We start from the raw sequence: 21,561 nt of genomic DNA, 5'->3' as shown, positions 1-21,561 counted from the left end.
GTACCCCGGGGATAGGTTCTGCGACGTGGGGTCGTTCGTACATCTGCACGTGCACACCGAGTATTCGATGCTTGACGGGGCTGCCCGGCTGGGGCCGCTGTTCGCCTCGGCGGCCAGGCTCGGCCAGCCGGCGCTCGCCATGACCGACCACGGCAACATGTTCGGTGCCTACGACTTCCACCGGCAGGCGGTCGCCGCCGGGATCAAACCCGTCCTCGGCATCGAGGCCTACCTGACCCCCGGCACCCGCCGGAGCGACCGCACCCGGGTCCGCTGGGCGGGCGGCGGCGAGGACGACGTCTCCGGCGGTGGTGCCTACACGCACCTGACGATGCTCGCCACCGACGCTTCCGGGCTGCGCAACCTGTTCCGGCTGTCGTCGCGCGCCAGCATCGAGGGCTACTTCTACAAGCCCCGCGCCGACCGGGAGCTGCTGGCCGAGTATTCCCCGGGGGTCATCGCCACCACCGGCTGCCCGTCGGGCGAGGTGCAGACGTGGCTGCGCATCGGCGACTTCGAACGGGCCTGCGCGGCCGCCGCCGAGCTGCGCGACATCTTCGGCCCCGGCAACCTGTATCTGGAGCTGATGGACCACGGCCTGGGCATCGAGACCCGCGTCCGGCAGGACCTGCTGCGGCTCGGCAAGCGGCTCGGGCTGACCCCGGTCGCGACCAACGACCTGCACTACACAGACCCCGGCGACGCCGACGCGCACGAGGCGCTGCTGTGCGTGCAGTCCGCGACGACCCTCGCCGACCCGAAACGGTTCAAGTTCGACGCCCGCGACTTCTACCTCAAGACCGCCGAGGAGATGCGCCGGCTGTGGGACGCCGAGGTCCCCGGCGCGTGCGACGCGACCCTGGAGATCGCCGAGCGGATCGGCTCCTACGCGTCGGTGTTCGCCCACCGCGACCTCATGCCGCGGTTCCCGGTGCCCGACGGCGAGACCGAGGACTCGTGGCTGCGGGCCGAGGTGCGCCGGGGCCTGGCCCGGCGCTTCCCGGCCGGGGTGCCCGCCGACCACGCCCGCCAGGCCGACTATGAGCTGTCGGTGATCAGCAGCATGGGCTTTCCGGGCTACTTCCTGGTCGTCGCCGACCTGGTCGCGCACGCCCGCGAGTCCGGGATCCGCGTGGGCCCCGGCCGCGGGTCCGCCGCCGGTGCCCTCATCGCCTACGCCCTCGGGATCACCCAGCTCGACCCCCTCGAACACGGCCTGCTCTTCGAGCGGTTCCTCAACCCCGAGCGGGTCAGCATGCCCGACATCGACATGGACTTCGACGAGCGCCGCCGCGGCGAGGTCATCCGCTACGCCACCGAGCGCTACGGCGACGACCGCGTCTCCCAGATCATCACGTTCGGCACGATCAAGGCCAAGGCCGCGATCAAGGACTCGGCCCGGGTTCTGGGCCTGCCGTTCTCCGTCGGCGAGCGGATCACCAAGGTGGTGCCGCCGCCGGTGCTGGGCCGCGACATGCCGCTCAGCGGCGCCTTCGACCCGGCCCACCCGCGCTACCCGGAGGCCGTCGAGCTGCGCCGGCTGTATGAGGCCGAGCCAGAGGTCCGCACCGTCGTGGACACCGCCCGCGGCCTGGAGGGCCTCAAACGGCAGTGGGGTGTGCACGCCGCCGGTGTCATCCTGTCCCGCGAGCCGCTGCTGGACGTCCTGCCCATCCACCGCCGTGAGCAGGACGGCGCGATCATCACCCAGTGGGACATGGGCGCCTGCGAGGACATCGGCCTGCTCAAGATGGACCTGCTCGGCCTGCGCAACCTCACCATCCTCGACGACGCCCTCGACGCGATCCGGCAGAACCGGGGCGTCGACGTCGCCGTCGAGGACGTGCCACTCGACGACGAGGCGACCTATGCGCTGCTGTCCCGCGGCGACACGATCGGCGTCTTCCAGTTCGACGGCGGTCCCGTCCGGGCCCTGCTGCGCTCCATGGCCCCCGACACGTTCGCCGACATCTCCGCCGTCGGCGCGCTCTACCGGCCCGGCCCGATGGGCGCCAACGCGCACAACGAATACGCCGACCGCAAGAACGGCCGCCGCCCCGTCACCCCGATCCACCCCGAGCTGGCCGAGCCCCTCGCCGACATCCTCGGCGACACCTACGGCCTGATCGTCTACCAGGAGCAGGTCATGGCGATCGCGCAGCGCGTCGCCGGCTACTCCCTCGGCGCCGCCGACCTGCTGCGCCGCGCCATGGGCAAGAAGAAGAAGGAGATCCTCGACCGGGAGTTCGCCCCGTTCAGCGCCGGGATGCGCGAGCGGGGCTACTCCGACGGCGCGATCCGGACCCTGTGGGACCTGCTCGTGCCCTTCTCCGACTACGCGTTCAACAAGGCGCACAGCGCCGCCTACGGGCTGGTCGCCTACTGGACCGCCTACCTGAAGGCCAACTACCCCGCGGAGTACATGAGCGGGCTGCTCACCTCGATCGGCGGCGACAAGGACCGCTCCGCGTTCTATCTCGCCGAGTGCCGGCGGATGGGCATCCGCGTCCTGCCGCCCGACGTCAACGCCTCCCAGGGCCGCTTCTCCGCGGTCGGCGCCGACATCCGCTTCGGCCTGAGCGCCGTGCGCAACGTGGGGCCGGCGGTGGTCGCGGCGATCGTGCGGGCCCGGCCGTATCGTGACTTCCACGACTTCCTCGCCAAGGTCGACCAGGTCGTGTGCAACAAGAAGACGCTCGAGTCGCTCATCAAGGCGGGCGCGTTCGACTCGCTCGGCCACACCCGGCGCGGCCTGCTCGCCGTCCACGCCGACGCCATCGAGGCCGTCATGGTCACCAAACGCAACGAGGCGATCGGCCAGTTCGACCTCTTCGGTCACACCGCCCTCGTCGCGTCCCCGCCGATCCCCGCCATCGAGTGGGACACCGCGGAGCGGCTCGCCTTCGAGCGCGAGATGCTCGGCCTCTACGTCTCCGACCATCCGCTGCGCGGCCTCGAAACGGCACTGCGGCGCGCCGCCGACCGGTCCATCGCCGCCCTCGCCGACGAGAGCACCGTCCCCGAGGGCACGTCCGTGACCCTCGCCGGCATCCTGTCCGGCGTCCAGCGGCGGGTCACCCGCCAGGGCCGCCCGTGGGCGTCGGCGACCCTGGAGGACCTGGACGGCGCGGTCGAGGTCATGTTCTTCCCCAACACCTATGAGCAGGTCGGGCAGTATGTCGTCGAGGACGCCGTGGTGGCGGTCCGCGGCCGGGTCGACCGCCGCGAGGAGGCACCCCGCGTGATGGCGAGCGACCTGGGCATGCCCGACCTGACCGTGGCCGGCCCCGCCGGTCCGGCGGCGGCACCCGGGCCGCTGCTGCTCTCGCTGTCGCCGGAGCGGTGCACGACGCCGCTCGTGCACCGGCTCCAGGAGGTCCTCGCCCGGCACCCCGGCGACACCGAGGTGCAGGTCGAGCTGGTCAACGGGGACAAAAGGACCCTCCTGGCGATCGGCCCGCAGTGCGTCACGGTCACGCCCGCGCTGCTCGCCGACCTGACCGCGCTGCTCGGCCCGGACGCGGTGCCCCAGGTCGTGCCCCCGCCGGCAGCTCCGCCGCCCCCGTCCGCGCTGCCGTCCGTGGCGGCGGGGTCGGCGGCGGGCGGCACGGGTCGGGGCACCGGCGCGGCGCCTGGCAGGATGGGATGGTGAGCATCGCCCCGATCGAGCCGATCGACCAGCCGAAGCCGTCCTCGCCGCCGCGGCGCCGGTCACCGGGCCTGGAGGCGCTGTTCGGCCTGATCGTCGCGGTGGTCGTGGCCGCGCTCGGCGCGCCGGTCGGCCTGCTCTGGTCCTGGATCGCCCCGAAGGTCGAGCTGGTCCAGACGCAGTACGGCCCCTACCCGATCGAGGGCGAGCCCGAGGGCTACTTCGCCGACGACGGCTGGTTCATGATCATCGGGGCGGGCGTCGGGATCCTGATCGCGGTGGCCGCCTGGATCATCCTGCGCCGCTACCGAGGACCGCTCGTCCTCGCCGGGCTCGTCGTCGGCTCCGCGGCCGGCGCGGCCCTCGCCGCCTGGCTCGGCAACAAGATCGGCTACGCGCACTACCTCGACCTCGTCGAACACGCCCCGGTCGACACCCACATCTTCCGCCCCGCGAAGGTCCGGGCCGGCGACGCGGGCCTGCTGTATGGCTTCATCCCGTGGGTCCAGGGCTCGCTGCTCATCCAGGCGGTGCTGGCCGCCGTCGTCTACACGGGCCTGGCGGGCTTCCACACCTCGCCCACCTTGACGTACGACCTCGACCCCCCGCCCCTCGGTCACGACTACGCCTACCACCCCGCTTACGCGGGCTACCCGTACGGCGACCCGAACCAGTCGCCCCCCGTCTACGGCCCTTGGCCGGAGGGCGCTCAGCCCGGGTCCGGTCCCTGGCCGGAGGGCGTTCAGCCCGGGCCTGGTCCTTGGCCGGAGGGTGCGCTGCCGGGGTCGTGGCCCGGCGGTGGTCAGCCCGGGGCCGGTTCCTGGCCTGAGGGCGACCGGCCCGGTCCGGCCGGAGACGACCAGGTGCCGGTTGGACCACCGGTGAACGGCCAGCCGCACGAGCACCCGGCACCCGCCCGGCTCGACCTGACCAAGCCGGCGCCGGGCACGTCCGCCGCGGGTGAGCCCGCGGGGCCGCCGTCCACCCACTCGGACGGCACCGCCGCCGGATCCGCCACCGCGGACGGGTCGGCTCGGCCCGCTGCGGACCCGTCCCGTGAGGATTGGCGGTCGCCCTGAGCGCCGGGCGGCAACCCGCTCGGGCACGGTAGCGCCCCGCGCGTCGCCGTCCTGCTGGGTTGCCCGTCTCGCTGTCCGCGCGTCGCCGTCCTGCCTTTTCACGGGCTTACGTCGGCGACTCCAGGAAACGCCTCGTGTCGCCGGACCGGATCTTGCGGGCTGCGGGTCTCGTGCCTGAGCCCCCGTCGCTCGGTGGCAGTGCCCGCAGCGTCGCTGCGTGACGTCGATGCAGGCGTGATCGAAGCCGTGCACGGGCTGTGCGGACAGCCGGCAGGCGACTTCGATCACCGGGATATCACCCGGGGAGATTCACTCCCGGCGCGGAACAAGCGGGCAAAGAGGCTGGTCCGGACCTCGGTGGTGCCGGATCGGACGGCGGGCACGCGGCGTCGTTGCCAGTTCCCCACAACCCGGAGGACTTCCGGGCACCTGACCCTGGGATCCTTCGGCTTGTCGCGCCGCCGACCGGTCGAGATCGAAGCCGCGCGGGGTCAGTTGGGGCTGGAGGGGACGGCGAGGTCCGACAGTGCGACCGGCACCGCCCGCACCTGTCCGAGGAGAGCGGCCTCGCGGCGCAGCAGGGCCCGTTCGGCCTTCAGGCGGCTGATCGTGTCCGGCTCGGCGAGCAGCGACTGGCGGTCCTCGAGGGTCAGCGACGCCGTCGCCGCGACCAGGTGTGACAGCACCGTCGGGTCGTCGGGCAGCTGCTCGCCGTCGCTGTCGTCGTCGCTGCGGACCGCCTTGAGGTACTGCTGGAACGCGGCGAGGACGCCCGCCGCCAGTTCCTCCTCGCGGTCCGGCTCGCCCTTCGGCTCGGGGAGCCACTCGACCTCGCCGGTCAGGTACGGGGCGTCGTTGCGGGCGAGGCCGAGCAGCCGGAAACGGCGCCGGCCGACGGTCATGAGGTCGAAGCGGCCGTCAGGGAGCTCGGTCAGCTGGCGGATCTCGGCGGCGCAGCCGACCTCGTACAGCGACAGGGCCTCGCCGGCGGTGATCGACGCGTCGGTCGTCTCGCCCTGCTCGCCGTCGACCCGGCCGACCTCCCAGCCGCGGCGGATCGCGATCACGCCGAACTCGCGGGGGAGGCTGGCGGGCAGCTCGGCGAGGTGCTGCACGAGCGTGCGGTAGCGGGGCTCGAACACGTGCAGGGGCAGGACCAGGCCCGGGAACAGCACGGTGCCGAGGGGGAACAGCGGCAGGAGGGTCCGCTCGGGTTCGTTCGCTTCCTCCACGGGGCGAAGCCTAGCCGAGCGGACCCGGTTTGCCGCACGACGCCGGTCACTTCAGGGTGGCGAAGAATTCGCGGATGTCGTTGACGAGGAGGTCGGTGGCCTCGTGCGCGGCGTAGTGGCCGCCGGCGTCGCGGCCCTGGGGGCTGGGGCGGCCGGGGTCGTACGAGTGCCAGCTCACGATCTGGGCGTGGTCACGCTCGGCGAACGGGCGGATCGACTGGAAGTCGCCGGCGAACATGGCCAGGCCGGTCGGCACGGTCGTGGGGCCTTCGACGGTCTCTTCGGCGTGCGCGTCCTCGTAGTAGAAGCGCATCGCCGAGGCCGCGGTGCCGGTGAACCAGTAGACGGCGACGTTGGCGAGGATGAAGTCGGCGTCGAGGCTGCCGCCGAAGAGCTGGGAGTTCCAGGCCAGCAGGCCGACGGGGGAGTCGGCGAGCGCGAACGCGAGGGTCTGCGGCTGCTGGCTGTGCAGGGTGTTGAACGACATGAGGTTGTCGTAGAACCACTGGAGCTTCGCCAGGGCGGCGTGGCCGGTCTCGTCGAGGGCGGCGAACTCGGCCGGGTCGCCGCTGGGGAACGAGAAGAGCTGGGTGACGTGCACCCCGATCACCCGGTCGGGGGCGTTGCGGCCCTGCTCGGGCGCGATCATCGAGCCGGCGTCGTTGCCGACCGCGCCGAAGCGGTCGTAGCCGAGGCGGCGCATGAGCTCGTTCCAGGCGCGGGCGGTGCGGTGCCGGTTCCAGCCGCGGGAGCGGGTCGGGCCGGAGAACCCGAATCCGGGCAGCGACGGGATGACCAGGTGGAAGTCCTGCGACAGGGGTTCGATGACGTCGAGGTACTCGACGATCGAGCCGGGCCAGCCGTGGGTGAGGATCAGCGGGAGGGCGTCCTCGCGGGGCGACCGGACGTGCAGGAAGTGGATGTCCTCGCCGTCGATCTCGGTGACGTACTGCGGGTGCCGGTTGATCCGGGACTCGACGGCGCGCCAGTCGAAGCGCTCCAGCCAGTGCTCGGCGAGGGCCCGGACCCGGTCGGCGGGCACGCCGTAGCTGTCGCCGACGCCGGGCAGCTCGTTGGGCCACAGCGCCCTGCGGAGCCGGGCGTGCAGGTCGTCGATCGCGGTCTGCGGGACGTCCACCGTGTACGAGCGGATCATGTCAACCTCCGAGTTTGTGAACGGAATGCTTCGTTCCGTTCTGACGATAGCAGACCGGAATGATCCGTTCCAGCTTTGGGGTACACTGGTGTCATGACGACCAACCTGTCCGGGCGGCGCGTGCAGGCGGCCCGCAACGACGGCGTGATCCTCTCCGCCGCGCGCGACGTGTTCCTGGAGGACCCGAAGGCGCCGATCGCCGCCGTGGCGGAACGGGCGGGGGTCGGGATCAGTGCGCTGTACCGGCGGTACAAGGGCAAGGACGACCTGCTGCGGACACTGTGCCACGACGGTCTGCGCACCTTCATCGCCGAGGCCGAGCGGGCCGCGGAGGAGCAGGACGGGTGGGTGGCCCTGGTCCGGTTCCTCAGCGGCGTCGTCGAGGCGGACGTGCACTCCCTCACGGTGCATCTGGCGGGCACCTTCACCCCCACGCCGGAGATGAGCGCCGACGCCGTGCGGGCCGGCACCCTCGCCGGTGGCCTCGTCGCGCGGGCGCACGAGGACGGGACGCTGCGCCCTGACGTCGTGGTGGCGGACGTCACGCTGGTGCTCGAGGCGTGCGCCGCGATCCGCGTGCCGGACCGCGATCGCACCGTCGAGCTGCGCCGCCGCCAGCTGGCCCTGATCCTGGACGGGATGCGGCGCGGGGACGCTGCTGGGCTGCCCGGCCCGCCACCGGACGCGGCCGAGCTGAACTGGCGCTGGGCGCAATCCCGACAGCCCGCACAGCGGGATACGACCGAATAATTGTCAGCGGTTCCGCCTAGACTCCCAAGCGTGTTGAACCGGATCGACCTGCGCGGCTCCACCACGGATCCGCGCCGTCTGCTGCCCCGCGCCGCCATGGATGTCTCCGTCGCCACCGAGCAGGTGCGCCCGATCGTCGAGGCGATCCGCGAGCATGGGGCGAGCGCGGTCCGTGACGCCACCCGTCGCCTCGACGGGGTGGAGCTGACCGACCTGCGCGTGCCCGCCGCGGCGATCGCCGCGGCCGAGGCCGGCCTCGACCCTGCGGTGCGGGCCGCGCTGCTCGAGTCCATCAAGCGGGCCCGCAAGGTCCATGGCGACCAGCGGCGCACCGAGGTGACGACACTGCTGAGCACCAGCGGCACCGTCACCCAGCGGTGGGTCCCGGTCCGCCGGGTGGGGCTCTACGTGCCGGGCGGCCTCGCCGTCTACCCGTCGAGCGTGATCATGAACGTGGTGCCGGCCCAGGTCGCGGGGGTGCCGTCGATCGCGGTCACCAGCCCGCCGCAGAAGGGCACCGGCCTGCCCAACGTCAACATCCTGGCCGCGTGCGCGCTGCTCGGCATCGACGAGGTCTATGCCGTCGGCGGCGCCCAGGCGATCGCCATGTTCGGCTACGGCGACCAGGAGGGCTGCGAGCCGGTCGACATGATCACCGGCCCGGGCAACATCTGGGTCACCGCCGCGAAGCGGATGCTGCGCGGGATCGTCGGCATCGACGCCGAGGCGGGGCCGACCGAGATCGCGATCCTCGCCGACGACACCGCCGACCCGCGGCACGTCGCCGCCGACCTGATCAGCCAGGCCGAGCACGACCCGCTCGCCGCGAGTGTGCTGGTCACGCCGTCGCTGGAGCTCGTCGAGGCGGTCGAGCAGGAGATCGCCCGGCAGGTCGCGGCGACCAAGCACCTGGAGCGGGTCACCGAGGCGCTCACCGGGACCCAGTCCGCGACCGTGATCGTCGACGACCTGGAGCAGGGCCTGCGGGTCGTCGACGCCTACGGCGCGGAGCACCTGGAGATCCAGACCCGCGACGCGCGGGCCGTCGCCGAGCGCGTCTGGAACGCGGGGGCGATCTTCGTCGGGGCCTGGTCGCCGGTGTCGCTCGGCGACTACTGCGCCGGCTCCAACCACGTGCTGCCCACGGGCGGCTGCGCCCGGCACTCCTCGGGGCTGTCGACGCAGACGTTCCTGCGCGGCGTGCAGCTCATCGAGTATGGACGTGACGCCCTGGCCGAGGTCGCCGACCACGTGGTCGCCCTGTCCGAGGCCGAGGACCTGCCGGCGCACGGCGCCGCCGTGAAGGTGAGGTTCGCCCAGTGACCGGCCTTGAGGACCTGCCGCTCCGCGACGAGCTGCGCGGGCTGACGCCGTATGGCGCGCCGCAGCTCGACGTGGCCGTGCGGCTCAACACCAACGAGAACTCCTACCCGCTGCCCGAGGCGGCCGTCGCGGAGATGGAGAAGGCGCTCTCCGCGGTCCTGCGCGACCTCAACCGCTACCCGGACCGCGACGCGGTCGCGCTGCGCACCGACCTCGCCGCCTACCTGCGGCACGGGCTGACCTGGCACAACGTGTGGGCGGCCAACGGTTCCAACGAGATCCAGCAGCAGCTGCTGCAGACCTTCGGCGGGCCCGGCCGCACCGCGCTCGGCTTCACCCCGTCCTACTCGATGCACCCGCTGCTCGCCGCGGGCACCGGCACCGCCTGGGTCGACGGGCGGCGGGGCGGCGACTTCGCGCTGACCGCGGAGCACGCGGTCGCGAAGGTCCGGGAGCACCGGCCGGACGTGGTCATCCTCTGCTCACCCAACAACCCGACCGGCACGGCGCTGCCCCTGGACGTGGTCCGGGCCGTCGCGGAGGCCGCCGACGGGATGGTGATCGTCGACGAGGCGTATGCGGAGTTCGCCCGGCCCGGCACGCCGTTCGCGCTCTCGCTCCTCCAGGAGTTCCCGCGTCTCGTCGTCACCCGCACGATGAGCAAGGCGTTCGCGCTCGCCGGCGGGCGGGTCGGCTATCTCGCGGCCGGACCGGCCGTCGTCGACGCGGTGCAGCTGGTGCGCCTGCCCTATCACCTGTCGGCGCTGACCCAGGCCGCCGCGCGGGCCGCGCTCGCGCACACCGGCGCGCTGCTGTCGACCGTCGACGCGGTCAAGGCCCAGCGCGACCGGATCGTCGCGACGCTGCGCGGCTGGGGGCTGCGGGTCGCCGACAGCGACGCCAACTTCGTGCTGTTCGCCGCGCCCCGCGACGACAGCAAGGGGGTCTGGCAGGCGCTGCTCGACCGCGACGTGCTGATCCGCGACGTGGGCGTCCCCGGCTGGCTGCGGGTCACCGCCGGCACGCCGGAGGAGACCGACGCTTTCCTGAACGCACTGGAGGAGTTGCTGTGAGTCGCACCGCCAAGATCGAGCGGGTCACCAAGGAGACCAAGGTCTCCGTGGAGCTCGACCTCGACGGCACCGGGGTCGGTGAGATCTCCACCGGCGTGGGCTTCTACGACCACATGCTCAACCAGATCGCCAAGCACGGCGGGTTCGACCTGCGCGTGCAGACCGTCGGCGACCTCGAGATCGACGCCCACCACACGGTCGAGGACACCGCGCTCGCGCTCGGCGCCGCGTTCGCCGAGGCGCTCGGCGACAAGGCTGGCGTCACCCGGTATGGCAACGCCCAGGTCCCGCTCGACGAGGTGCTCGCCTCCGCCGTCGTCGACCTGTCCGGCCGGCCCTACATGGTGCACGACGAGCCGGCGAACATCGCCCCGCACATCGGTGGCAACTACCCGACCAGCCTGACCCGCCACATCTGGGAGTCCTTCGCCCACTCGGCCCGGGTGACGCTGCACGTCAGCATCCTGCGGGCCGGCCGGCACGGCGCCCAGCCCGACGCGCACCACATCGTCGAGGCGCAGTTCAAGGCGGTCGCCCGGGCGCTGCGGCAGGCGTGCGCGCTCGACCCCCGCAACGCCGGCGTCGTGCCCAGCACCAAGGGTGCCCTGTGAGCATCGTCCTGCTCGGCCTCGCCGGGCTGCTGGTCGGCGGCGCCATCACGCTGCGGCAGCAGAGCACGTCCAAGGCCCCGTTCGTGATCACGCTGCTGCTCGCCGCGCTGTCCGCGGCCGGCGGCCTGCTCTGGCTGTAAGGGGACGGCATGAAGAAGGTGGTCATCCTCGACTACGGCTCGGGCAACCTGCGCTCCGCCGAGCGGGCCGTCGCCAGGGTCGGCGCCGACGTCGAGGTCACGTCCGACCTCGGCCGGGCCGCCCGCGCCGACGGGCTGGTCGTGCCGGGCGTCGGTGCGTATGCGGCCTGCATGGCCGGCATCGACGAGCTCGGCGCCGGCCCGGTGATCGCCGAGCGGGTCCGGGTCGGCGCGCCGGTGCTCGGCATCTGCGTCGGCATGCAGGTCCTCTTCGAGGAGGGCGAGGAGCACGGCGTCGTCACCAAGGGCCTCGGCCTCGCCCCCGGCGCGGTGACCGTGCTGCACGCCCCGGTGGTGCCGCACATGGGGTGGAACACGGTGGACTGGCCCGCGGACACCGTCCTCGGCGCCGGGCTGCCCGCCGACACCCGCTTCTACTTCGTGCACTCCTACGCGCCCACCCCGGTCGACGCCCAGCGCGCCGCCGGCATCAGCGTCGCGACCACGGTGCACGGCGAGCCGTTCGTCGCCGCGTTCGAGTCCGAGGTGCTGCGCGCCACCCAGTTCCACCCGGAGAAGTCCGGCGACGCGGGCGCGACCCTGCTGGCCAACTGGCTCGGCAGCCTTGTCTAAGGAACGCGCCCGGCGCCGGGCGGTGCTGGAGGCCGAGCGGGCCGAGCGCCTGCGCAAGGCCGAGCAGCGCCGCCGCCGGCGCAGCGCGGTCCGCCGGCTGGTGCCGAAGGTCAAGATCGGCCGGACCGGTAAGCTCTTCGCACGTCGTTCCCGGGGCCAGCGCTCCGTCATCGTCCTGCTCGTCCTGCTGGCACTGCTGCTGATCTGGCTGCTCGTCGACTCCGTCGCGGCACGCATCGGGCTCAGCGCCCTCGTCATCGTCGCCACTCCGGCGCTCACCGTGCTCGTCCTCGACCGCCGGCTCTGACCGCCGAATCTGACCGAAGGATCTTGAACCATGGCCCTGCAGCTCCTGCCCGCCGTCGACGTCGCCGACGGCCAGGCGGTCCGTCTCGTCCAGGGCGCCGCCGGCAGCGAAACCACGTATGGTGACCCGCTCGAGGCCGCCCTCGCCTGGCAGCGGCAGGGCGCCGAGTGGATCCACCTGGTCGACCTCGACGCCGCCTTCGGCCGCGGCTCCAACGCCGAGCTGCTCGCCGACGTCGTGCGCCGGCTGGACGTGCAGGTCGAGCTCTCCGGCGGCATCCGCGACGAGGCCTCGCTGCGGGCGGCCCTGTCGACCGGCGCCACCCGGGTCAACCTGGGCACCGCCGCGCTGGAGAACCCGGAGTGGTGCGACCACGTCTGCGCCACGTACGGCGACCAGGTCGCGGTCGGTCTCGACGTCCGTGGTCACCAGCTGGCCGCCCGGGGCTGGACGAAGGAGGGCGGCGACCTGTTCGAGGTGCTCGACCGCCTCGAACGGGCCGGCTGCGCCCGGTATGTCGTCACCGACGTCATGCGCGACGGCACCCTCACCGGCCCCAACCTGACCCTGCTGCTGGAGGTCACCGGCCGCACCAAGAAGCCGGTCATCGCCAGCGGCGGCGTCTCCAAGCTCGACGACCTGCGCCAGCTCGCCGCGCTCGAGCCCGCCGGTGTCGAGGGCGTCATCGTCGGCAAGGCCCTGTATGCGGGCGCCTTCGACGTGACCGAGGCCCTCGAGGTGCTGAAGGACTCGGCGTCATGACCGGTCCGGAGCGCAGCGGAGGGGCCGGTCGTCGTGAGCGCAGTCCGGAGGTCAGGCGGCCGGAGCGCAGCGGAGGGCGCATGACCGTTCTGCGGCGCGGTGGACGGGCTGTGACGAGTGCGCGCGGTGCCGGCCCGGCGGAGGTGGCGGCATGAGCGTCGCGGTGCGGGTGATCCCGTGTCTGGACGTCGACGCCGGCCGGGTCGTCAAGGGGGTCAACTTCGTCAACCTGCGCGACGCCGGTGACCCGGTGGCGCTCGGCGCCGCGTACGACGCCGCGGGCGCTGACGAACTCGTCTTCCTCGACGTGACCGCCTCGTCCGACGGGCGTTCCACCATGCTCGACGTGGTCCGTCGCACCGCCGAGACCGTCTTCATCCCGCTCACCGTCGGCGGGGGCGTCCGCGCCGTGTCCGACGTCGACACGCTCCTGCGCGCGGGCGCGGACAAGGTCGGCGTCAACACCGCCGCGATCGCCCGCCCCGAGCTCATCGCCGAGATCGCCGAACGCTTCGGCAACCAGGTCCTGACGCTCTCCCTCGACGTGCGGCGCTCCGCCGGCCAGCCCAGCGGGTTCGAGGTGACCACCCACGGCGGCCGCCGTGGTGCGGGCCTCGACGCCGTCGAGTGGGCCGCCCGGGTCGCGCAGCTCGGCGCCGGCGAGATCCTGCTCAACTCGATGGACGCCGACGGCACCAAGGACGGCTTCGACCTTGAGCTCATCCAGGCCGTTCGCGCGGTCGTGACGATCCCGGTCATCGCCAGCGGCGGCGCGGGCGCCCTGGAGCACTTCGCCCCGGCGGTCGCCGCCGGCGCCGACGCGGTCCTCGCCGCCAGCGTCTTCCACTTCGGCGACCTGTCCATCGCCGACGTGAAGACCTCACTGCGCGGGGCCGGCCACCCGGTCCGCTGACCCCGGCCGGCACTGTCCCTCGGACGTTCATCGCCGGGTGCCGCGGCCCCCGGCGACGGGCTGTGTCCGCTCCGCACCGACCTGCCGTTGCGGAGCCTTCGACCTCCACGGTCGTCAGGCACAGCACCGCCATGATCGAAGCCGCCGGGCCGCCCCCCCGGGCGCCCGTCGATCACATCGCGCCGGACCGCGGGGTACCCAAGTCGAAGCAGCGATCTCCCGCCACGCTCCTGGTCGAAGGAGCGCCGTGGTCGTCCACGCGACCACCCGGCGCCTTCGATCAAGCGCGATCAAGCGCCCGGGGGCGAGAAGGCCGGAAAACCTGAACAGGTGCGCTCGGCAACGGGTAGTCCGATGTGACTACCCGTTGCCGTGGCGGCGGTGCTGCCGGGCTAGTCGCCGCGCTTGCCGGTGGTGACGGCGATGCCGACGATCCAGCCGACGAACAGGCCGTAGCCGGTGGCGCCGGCGGCGGCGCCGAACGCGCCGAGCAGGGTCGGGTTGGCGAGGATGAAGTCGGTGACGAAGGCGGCGAGTGCCGCGCCGAAGATCAGCGCCGCCCAGCCGATGATGAAGGCGCCGCCGCCGGTGACGATGGATTTGCCGGCGATCGCGAGGATCAGGGCAGTGAAGAGGACGAGGAGGAGGGCTTTGAGGTCGTTCGCGAGGAGCTCGCGGGCGGCGTTGCCGGAGTCGTCCCTGGGGACGAGCCACCAGCGTGGCCAGGTGAGCAGCTTCAGGAACCAGCCCCACACCGTGTTGGTGTCGGCGTGGCGGTCGGCCCATTCCGTGAAGATCTGGTTGCCGAAGATCAGGACGAGGAGCAGCGTCGCCAGGACGCCTGCGCCGGTGGCTGTGCGGGTGCGTCCGAAGATGGCCATGACATCAATGTAAGGGGCGGCGCCGAAACCCGCAGAAGTGAATGAGTGAGTGAGCGTTTAAACCGGAAAAGACCGTTTGAGCTGCAGTTATACGACATGAATGGACAGGTCGCCGGCCCAGTGGTCGCGGTGTGACCAGGCGTCACGCAGCGCACGGACGGTCGCGCCGATGGCCGGGCGGTGGCCGGCGGCGGCGCGCCAGACGGCGGTGACGCGGCGGGCCGCCTCGGGGGTGATGGGGCGGGCCACGACGCCCGGTGGGAGGGTGCCGCGGGCCAGGCGCGGGACGAAGGCCACGCCGAGACGTTCGGCCACGAAGGTCAGCTGGGTCTCGAACTCGTTGACGAGGATCGTGGGACGGGCGCCGGGCAGCATCCGCTGCAGCCACTCGTGGCAGACGGTGCCGGGCTTCGACGCGATCCACCGTTCGCCGCGCAGGTCGTCGAGGCGGACCGGGCCGGACTCGGCGGCGAGGGGGTGGTCGACGGGCAGGATCAGGTCGCCGACGTCGAGGCCGAGCTCGAGGCTGGCCAGCCCGGCGGGGAACGTGGCCGGCATGTCCAGCCACTCGTCGATGACGGCCACGTCGACGGTGCCGCGCAGGATGCCGTCGAAGCCGGCCTGCCGGTCGGTCTCCTGCAGGGTCGGCTCGAGGAGCGGGTGGTCGACGGCGAGGCTGCGCAGGGCGTGCGGCAGCAGCCCGCGGCACGCGGTCGGGAACGAGGCGATGCTCAGGTGCCCGGACACCGTCTCCTGATGGGCAGCGAGGGCGGCCTCGGCCTCCTCGACGGTGGCGAGGATCCGTCCGGCGTGCTCGACGAGGACCCGGCCCGCCCCGGTGAGCCGCAACCGGCGGCCGTCCTTCTCCACGAGGGTGTTCCTGGTCTCGCGTTCGAGCTTCGCGATGTGCTGGGAGATCGCCGACGGGGTGCAGTGCAGGGCCTCGGCGGCGGCCGTGACCGTGCCGAACACGGCGACGGCCCGCAGTGCCTGGAGCCTGGGCAGGTCAAGCATGAAGCGATACTACAACGATATTGTAGAACCTTTCGATGGTGCTTCATGGTTCCAGCGGCGACCGTGAAGCGTATGAAGCATCGTGACGTCGCCCTGGCCGTGCTCGTCTCGGCCGTCTGGGGCGTGAACTTCGTGGTCATCCACGTCGGGCTGGACAGCATGTCGCCGCTGCTGTTCTGCGCGCTGCGGTTCGCGGTGGCCGCGCTGCCCGCCGTGCTGCTGGTCGGCCGGCCGAAGGTCCCGTGGCGGTGGGTGATCGCGACCGGCGTGGCGCTCGGCGTGGTGAAGTTCTCGCTGCTGTTTGCCGGGATGGCGGCCGGGCTGCCGTCCGGGCTGTCGGCGCTGGTCCTGCAGAGCCAGGTGGTGTTCACCCTCGTCTTCGCGGTGGTGCTGCTCCGCGACCGGCCGGGCCGGCGCCGCCTCGCGGGGGTCGCCCTGTCCGGGGCGGGCATCGTGCTCATCGCCTCGCAGCTCGGCCTGGACCGGCCGCTCGGCGCGTTCCTGCTGGTCGTCGCCGCCGGAGCGGCCTGGGGCCTGGCCAACATCGCGATGCGGAAGGCGAAGGCGACCGACATGCTCAACTTCATGGTGTGGGTCAGCGCGGTCGCGACCCCGCCCCTGATCGCGCTGACCCTCGCCGTCGACGGGCCGGCCGAGGTCTGGCACACGCTGCGTGGCCTGGACCTGACCGCGGTCGGCGCGATCGCGTACATCGCCTACCTCAGCACGCTGTTCGGCTTCGGTGTGTGGGGCCGGCTCATCGCCCGCTACGACGCCGGCACGGTCGCGCCGTTCGCGGCCCTGGCCCCGGTGTTCGCGATCGTGTCCTCGGCGTTGCTGCTCGGTGAGCACATCCACTGGTACGACGCCGCCGGCGGTGCCGCGATCCTCGGCGGGGTGCTGCTGGGCGCGGTGCAGGTCAGGCGAGGGCCGCAGCCGCCGTCGCCGGCGGTGCCGACCGAGGATCCCGGATCGAGAACAGCGGTAGGAACAGCTGCGTGAGCGGGCCGATGCCGAACGCGTACAGGACGGTCGCGACGCCGATGGAGCCGCCGAGCAGGAACCCCGCGGCGAGCACGGTCACCTCGATCGACGTCCGCGCGACCCGGACGGACAGCCAGCCGAAGCGTTGCGACAGGCCGGTCATCAGCCCGTCGCGCGGGCCGGGTCCCAGGCGCGCGCCGATGTACAGGCCGGTGGCGGCCGCGTTGAGCACCACGCCCGCGACCATCAGCGCGCCGCGCAGCCACCACGCCTCGGCGTCCGGCACGACGCGCAGGGCGAGGTCGGCGACGGCGCCGATGACCACGACGTTGCTGATCGTGCCGAGCCCCGGCCGCTGGCGCAGCGGGATCCACAGCAGCAGCACGAGCGCGCCGACCGCGCAGACCACGGTGCCGAAGCTCAGCCCGGTATGTCGGGAGATGCCCTGCTGGAACACGTCCCACGGATCGAGTCCCAGATGGGCCCGCACGAGGAGCGCGAGGCTCACGCCGTAGACCAGCAGACCAACCTGCAACTGGACGAATCGTCGCACGAAGCGGTGGCGAAGTGGCATGGGATTGGTCTTGCCTGAGGCGGCCATGCATGCCACCCTAGGGCCAATCCGGAACGTGCAAAGAGCCAATTGAGGGGGACTGGCCTTGTCAGCGATCGTCCGCGGCGCCCAACTGGCCCGCATGCTCAACGCCTGGCAGGTCGCCGTCGGTGTGCGCGGACCCGCCGGCCGCCGCCCGGAGTACGTGGTGCTCGCCAGCGCCGTCCGTGGCCTGCTCATCGACGGCCGCCTCGCGCTCGGTGTGCGGCTGCCCGCGGAGCGTGAGCTCGCCGCCGCGCTCGGGATCAGCCGGACGACCGTCACCGCCGCCTACCGTGAGCTGCGTGACAGTGGTCACCTCAGCAGCCGCCGCGGCGCCGGCAGCTGGACCGCGCTGCCCGCCGGCCACCGCGTCGGCACCTCCGGGCTGTGGACGCCGAGCGACGACGCCGACCTCATCGACCTCGGCTGCGCCGCGATGCCCGCCCCCGCGGAGCTCGCCGAGGCCGCCACGGAGGCGGTCGCCGACCTCGCCCCTTACATGCTCGGCGCCGGTTATCAGCCGATGGGCCTGCCGGTGCTCCGTGAGGCGATCGCGCACTGCTACACCGAGCGCGGCCTGCCGACCGACCCCGACCAGGTCATGGTCACCGGCGGCGTCCAGCAGGCCCTCGACCTGCTGCTGCGCCTGCTCGTCGCGCCCGGCCAGCGGGCCCTCGTCGAGACGCCCACCTATCCGAACGCGTTGAGCGCCTTCACCGCCAGCCGCGCCAGGATCAGCGCCTACGCGATCGGTCCCGACGGGTGGGACGAGGATCTGCTGTTGTCCACGGTACGGGCAGCGCAGGCGCGCGTGGCGTACCTCATCCCGGACTTCCACAACCCGACCGGCCACCTCATGCAGACGGCGCTGCGGGAGCGGCTGCCCTCCGCCGCGCACGCCGCCGGCACCGACCTGATCATCGACGAGTCGTTCGTCGACCTGGCCCTCGACGACGTCGTCATGCCACCGTCGGTCGCCGCGTTCGACCGCAGCGCGCGGGTGCTCACGATCGGCGGCATGAGCAAGCCGTACTGGGGTGGCCTGCGCATCGGCTGGGTGCGCGGCGCGGCGCCGCTGATCGCCCGGCTCGCCGCGGCCCGGGTCGGCGTCGACATGGCCTCGCCGGTGCTCGACCAGCTCGTCGCCGTGCAGCTGCTGCGCCGCCGTTCGGCGATCGTCTCGGCGCGCCGCCGGCAGCTCCTGGCCCGCCGCGACACCCTCGCCGCCGCGTTGCGCGCCGAGGTGCCCGAGTGGCGGTTCGTCCTGCCGGGCGGCGGGATGGTCCTGTGGGTCGAGCTCGACGCGCCGGTGTCCAGTGCCCTCGCCCGGTCGGCGGAGGAGCTCGGGGTGCGGGTCGCGCCGGGGCCGCGGTTCGGGGCGGACGGGACGATGGAGCGGTTCCTGCGGCTGCCGTTCACGCTGCCGGAGGCGGATCTGGTCGAGGCGGTGCGGCGGCTCGCCGCGGCTCGGGCGGATCTGGATCGTCCCCGGCGGCATGCCTGGTCGTCGCCGGTCGTGGTGGCCTGACGTCTCGTTGACCTTGGACAATCTGACTGCCTATGACCAGTCAGATTGTCCAAGGTCAACTGGTTGCGGGTGTTCACGACCGCAGGTCGTGTCGCGGCCGTCCACGGCCGCGGGCCTGTTCACGACCGCAGGTCGTGTCTGCGTAACTGTCCGCGGAGTCGGCAGGGAGGCCGTTCACGGCCGACCGGTGGCTGACGGGAGCGGCGGACCTTGCGCCCGGCGGGCCGGAGCCTTGCTCGTGAAGCCCTGGAAAGCGTCATGGCCTCCGGGATGGCGGATCCCGGAGGCCATGACACTGTGGGGTGTGATCAGAGTTCGGCGAGCGACCCCGCGTACATCCGGTCGATGTCCGATGCGAAGGACTTCTCGACCACACGGCGCTTGACCTTGAGCGACGGCGTGAGTTCGCCGTCCTCGATGGAGAGGTCGCGGCTGAGGATGGTGAACTTCTTCACCGTCTCCCAGCGGTTGAGCTTGGTGTTGAGCTCCTTGACGTAGCCCTCGATCAGGGCGTTCGCCTCGGGCGACGCGGCGATCTCGCCGTAGGACTTCCCGGCGAGCGGGGTGCCGTCCGCCCAGCCCTTGATGGCGTCGGGGTCGAGGCTGACCAGCAGCGTGACGTAGTTGCGGGCCTGGCCGACGACGATGCACTGGGAGGTGTAGGGGCAGACCGACTTGAACAGGCCCTCGATGTGGCTCGGCGCGACGTACTTGCCGCCCGAGGTCTTGATCAGGTCCTTCTTGCGGTCGGTGATGCGCAGGTAGCCGTCGGCGTCGAACTCGCCGATGTCGCCGGTGCGGAACCAGCCGTCGTCGGTGAAGGCGGCGGCGGTCTCGTCGGGCAGGTTGTGGTAGCCGCGCATGATCGGGGTGCCCTTGAGCAGGACCTCGCCGTCGGTGTCGAGCTTGGCCTCCAGGTCGCCGAGGGCCTGGCCGACGGTGCCGATGCGGGGCGTGGCCTCGCGGTTGACGAAGGAGCCCGCGGAGGTCTCGGTCAGGCCGTAGCCCTCCAGGATCGGCAGGCTCGCGGCGAAGAAGAACTCGCCGATCTCCTTCGACAGCGGCGCGGAGCCGGACACCATGGCGCGCATCCGGCCGCCGAGGCGGGCGCGGAGCTTGCTGAAGACCAGCTTGTCGGCGATGCCGGCCTGGATCTTCAGCGCGCCGCCGGGCTGCCGGCCGGCGAGGCGTTCGGCGGAGGCCTGCTTGCCGACCTTGACCGCCCAGGTGAAGATCTTCCACTTGGCGCCGCCGTCGGCCTGGGCGCCGGTGACGACCCGGTTGTAGACCTTCTCGAAGACGCGGGGCGCGGCGCACATGATCGTCGGCTGGATCTTGCCGAGGTTGTCGATGAGCTTGTCGACGCGGCCGTCGACGTACGTGGGCAGCCCGACGTACACGATCCCGCACAGCAGGGTCTTGCCGAACGAGTGCGACAGCGGCAGCCACAGGTACTGCAGGTCGTCGGCGGTCAGCAGGCCCATGTCGACCTGCGTGTAGCCCTGCCAGACCCAGCCGAGGTGCATCAGCTCGACGCCCTTCGGGCGCCCGGTGGTGCCGGAGGTGTAGATCAGGGTGGCGAGCTGGTCACCGGTGATGCCGGCGACGATCCGCTCGATGAGCTCCGGGTCTTTGGCCAGCGCTTCGCGTCCGGCGGCCTCCAGCTGGGCCAGGGACAGGGTCTTCGTGTGCTCGCCACCGCCGGGAATGCCGTCGATGAGCACGATCGCGACGAGGTCTGGCAGGTCGGCGCCGTCGAGCTTGGCGGCCTGCGCGGCGTTCTCGGCGAAGAGGACCTTCGAGCCGGAGTCGGCGACGATGTAGACGGCGTCCTCGGGCTCGGTCGTCGGATACACCGTGGTGGTGGCCGCGCCGGCGAGCATGATGCCGAGGTCGGCGAGGATCCAGTCGAGCCGGGTGTTGGCCAGGATGCCGACGCGGTCCTCGGGCTGCACGCCCAGGGTGGTGAGGCCGGCGGCGATCGCGCGGGCCTGCTCGTCGACCTCGCGCCAGGTGAGCCAGACGGGGTCGCCGGCGTCGTCGGCGGCGGGCTTGCCGAACGCCCGCTTGTCCGGGGTCTCGGCCACGCGGTGCAGGAACATGTCCGGGATCGAGCGGTAGGGCAGTTCGAGCCGCTTGGTCATGTGGAAGGCCTCCCGGGCTGGCGTGGACGTAACGGTGACTGGCATCACGTCCCGTCGGTTACTGGAGGGTAAATGGTTGGTCGCGTTACCGGCTAGACCCGAAACCGAAACGTAGTGGAATGCTGGATCCCTTGCCTGGAACCAGATTCAAGACTCAGCGCCGGTGGTTCACAGGCCGAGGCGGGCGCCCTTGAGCCGTTCCGCGAGCTGACCCGTCACGGTCACGTCGGCGACGCCCTGCCGCCCGGTGAAGAACAGGAGGAGTTCCGAGGGTTTCCCGTGTACGTCCAGCGCGTCGCCGCCCTTGCCCACCGTGAACGGCGTGCCGTGTTCCGGGTGCACCGTGATCGCGGCCGGGAACTTCCGGGTCGACAGGCGGGCCGACTGCTTGAGACGGCCGGCGAGGGCCCGCTCGTAGTCGTCGCCCAGGGAACGCGGGGTCCAGCCGGGCGCGGCGCGGCGCACGTCTTCGTGGTGGACGAGGAACTCGGTGATGTTGACGGCCTCGTCGACCGCGGCCGGGCGCACCCAGAGGGCCGGCGTGCGGACCTTGCCGACCAGCGTCGCGTAGTCGCCGTTCGCGAGCCGGTCCTGGACCTTTTTCGTATGGTCTGCCACTTTTTTGAGCAGGATGCCCGCGGCGGCGTCCGGCCGGCGCTCCCGCAGCACGAGGTGCGCGGCGAGGTCCCGGGTCGCCCAGCCGGTGCAGAGCGTCGGTGCGTCGGGGCCGGCGGCGAGGAGGGTGTCGGCGAGCGCCAGGCGCTCGGCCCGCGCGAAGGAAGTCATG

The 21,561-nt window shown here is 72.3% G+C and carries 19 protein-coding genes and 1 pseudogene; 13 read left to right on the top strand and 7 right to left on the bottom strand.

Features of this window, described 5'->3' with window-relative positions:
• Positions 1-25: 25 nt before the first annotated feature.
• A pseudogene (dnaE, locus tag ACFPIJ_RS19780) lies at positions 26-3,529 on the top strand (DNA polymerase III subunit alpha); the annotation flags it as partial.
• A gap of 119 nt (positions 3,530-3,648) precedes the next feature.
• Entirely contained in the window at positions 3,649-4,728 is a 1,080-nt protein-coding gene (locus ACFPIJ_RS19775) for a DUF2567 domain-containing protein (protein WP_380116619.1), read from the top strand.
• A 491-nt stretch (positions 4,729-5,219) separates the two neighbouring features.
• Here the strand turns inward: ACFPIJ_RS19775 and ACFPIJ_RS19770 are convergent, their stop codons facing one another.
• Together ACFPIJ_RS19770 and ACFPIJ_RS19765 are read right to left on the bottom strand one after the other, a co-directional pair.
• Complete coding sequence (locus tag ACFPIJ_RS19770) at positions 5,220-5,960, bottom strand: LON peptidase substrate-binding domain-containing protein (RefSeq protein ID WP_380116618.1); 741 nt, start codon at positions 5,958-5,960, stop codon at positions 5,220-5,222.
• Positions 5,961-6,006: 46 nt separating this feature from the next.
• Complete coding sequence (locus tag ACFPIJ_RS19765; RefSeq protein ID WP_380116617.1) at positions 6,007-7,116, bottom strand: epoxide hydrolase family protein; 1,110 nt, start codon at positions 7,114-7,116, stop codon at positions 6,007-6,009.
• Positions 7,117-7,209: 93 nt separating this feature from the next.
• Between ACFPIJ_RS19765 and ACFPIJ_RS19760 the strand changes: the two genes are divergently transcribed.
• From ACFPIJ_RS19760 to hisF, 9 genes are all read left to right on the top strand, one after another.
• Positions 7,210-7,866 (top strand): TetR/AcrR family transcriptional regulator, encoded by a 657-nt coding sequence (locus ACFPIJ_RS19760; protein ID WP_380116616.1) that lies wholly within the window; start codon positions 7,210-7,212, stop codon positions 7,864-7,866.
• 30 nt (positions 7,867-7,896) lie between these two features.
• Complete coding sequence (gene hisD, locus ACFPIJ_RS19755; protein WP_380116615.1) at positions 7,897-9,189, top strand: histidinol dehydrogenase; 1,293 nt, start codon at positions 7,897-7,899, stop codon at positions 9,187-9,189.
• Complete coding sequence (locus ACFPIJ_RS19750; RefSeq protein WP_380116614.1) at positions 9,186-10,262, top strand: histidinol-phosphate transaminase; 1,077 nt, start codon at positions 9,186-9,188, stop codon at positions 10,260-10,262. The genes hisD and ACFPIJ_RS19750 overlap by 4 nt, the downstream gene beginning before the upstream one ends.
• Entirely contained in the window at positions 10,259-10,873 is a 615-nt protein-coding gene (hisB, locus tag ACFPIJ_RS19745) for an imidazoleglycerol-phosphate dehydratase HisB (protein ID WP_380116613.1), read from the top strand. The genes ACFPIJ_RS19750 and hisB overlap by 4 nt, the downstream gene beginning before the upstream one ends.
• Entirely contained in the window at positions 10,870-11,013 is a 144-nt protein-coding gene (locus ACFPIJ_RS19740) for a hypothetical protein (protein ID WP_380116612.1), read from the top strand. The genes hisB and ACFPIJ_RS19740 overlap by 4 nt, the downstream gene beginning before the upstream one ends.
• Before the next feature lie 9 nt (positions 11,014-11,022).
• A complete protein-coding gene (gene hisH / locus ACFPIJ_RS19735; protein ID WP_380116610.1) occupies positions 11,023-11,646 on the top strand; it encodes an imidazole glycerol phosphate synthase subunit HisH in 624 nt (207 codons plus the stop codon).
• The gene (locus tag ACFPIJ_RS19730; protein ID WP_380116609.1) at positions 11,639-11,953 is read left to right on the top strand and encodes a hypothetical protein; all 315 of its coding nucleotides are present in this window, start codon (positions 11,639-11,641) and stop codon (positions 11,951-11,953) included. Before hisH ends, ACFPIJ_RS19730 begins: the two co-directional genes overlap by 8 nt.
• A gap of 30 nt (positions 11,954-11,983) precedes the next feature.
• Positions 11,984-12,715, top strand: a complete 732-nt coding sequence (gene priA / locus ACFPIJ_RS19725) for a bifunctional 1-(5-phosphoribosyl)-5-((5-phosphoribosylamino)methylideneamino)imidazole-4-carboxamide isomerase/phosphoribosylanthranilate isomerase PriA (RefSeq protein ID WP_380116608.1) — start codon at positions 11,984-11,986, stop codon at positions 12,713-12,715.
• A 151-nt stretch (positions 12,716-12,866) separates the two neighbouring features.
• Positions 12,867-13,628, top strand: a complete 762-nt coding sequence (gene hisF / locus ACFPIJ_RS19720; RefSeq protein ID WP_380116607.1) for an imidazole glycerol phosphate synthase subunit HisF — start codon at positions 12,867-12,869, stop codon at positions 13,626-13,628.
• 392 nt (positions 13,629-14,020) lie between these two features.
• Here hisF and ACFPIJ_RS19715 read toward each other — a convergent pair whose 3' ends face one another.
• Positions 14,021-14,509 (bottom strand): hypothetical protein, encoded by a 489-nt coding sequence (locus ACFPIJ_RS19715; RefSeq protein ID WP_380116606.1) that lies wholly within the window; start codon positions 14,507-14,509, stop codon positions 14,021-14,023.
• 87 nt (positions 14,510-14,596) lie between these two features.
• Complete coding sequence (locus ACFPIJ_RS19710) at positions 14,597-15,523, bottom strand: LysR family transcriptional regulator (protein WP_380116605.1); 927 nt, start codon at positions 15,521-15,523, stop codon at positions 14,597-14,599.
• A gap of 72 nt (positions 15,524-15,595) precedes the next feature.
• Between ACFPIJ_RS19710 and ACFPIJ_RS19705 the strand changes: the two genes are divergently transcribed.
• Entirely contained in the window at positions 15,596-16,525 is a 930-nt protein-coding gene (locus ACFPIJ_RS19705; RefSeq protein ID WP_380116604.1) for an EamA family transporter, read from the top strand.
• On the opposite strand, the gene yczE is transcribed toward ACFPIJ_RS19705, so the two are convergent.
• On the bottom strand, positions 16,443-17,108 hold the full coding sequence (yczE, locus tag ACFPIJ_RS19700; RefSeq protein WP_380116602.1) for a membrane protein YczE: 666 nt from the start codon (positions 17,106-17,108) through the stop codon (positions 16,443-16,445). The two genes, ACFPIJ_RS19705 and yczE, sit on opposite strands and share 83 nt — an antisense overlap.
• Positions 17,109-17,166: 58 nt before the next feature.
• On the opposite strand from yczE, the gene yczR reads away from it, so the two are divergent.
• The gene (gene yczR, locus ACFPIJ_RS19695) at positions 17,167-18,630 is read left to right on the top strand and encodes a MocR-like transcription factor YczR (RefSeq protein WP_460493717.1); all 1,464 of its coding nucleotides are present in this window, start codon (positions 17,167-17,169) and stop codon (positions 18,628-18,630) included.
• A gap of 308 nt (positions 18,631-18,938) precedes the next feature.
• Here yczR and ACFPIJ_RS19690 read toward each other — a convergent pair whose 3' ends face one another.
• Positions 18,939-20,774 (bottom strand): AMP-dependent synthetase/ligase, encoded by a 1,836-nt coding sequence (locus ACFPIJ_RS19690; protein WP_380116601.1) that lies wholly within the window; start codon positions 20,772-20,774, stop codon positions 18,939-18,941.
• Between the two features lie 168 nt (positions 20,775-20,942).
• Positions 20,943-21,560 carry a TIGR03085 family metal-binding protein gene (locus ACFPIJ_RS19685; protein WP_380116600.1) on the bottom strand — a complete coding sequence of 206 codons (618 nt, stop codon included), beginning with the start codon at positions 21,558-21,560 and terminating at the stop codon, positions 20,943-20,945.
• Between the last annotated feature and the right edge of the window lies 1 nt (position 21,561).

This window comes from Dactylosporangium cerinum (assembly GCF_042653625.1).
Classification (GTDB): Bacteria; Actinomycetota; Actinomycetes; order Mycobacteriales; family Micromonosporaceae; genus Dactylosporangium; species Dactylosporangium cerinum.
Note: the sequence above shows the minus strand (reverse complement) of the source record. Positions and strands in the feature narration are given on the sequence as shown.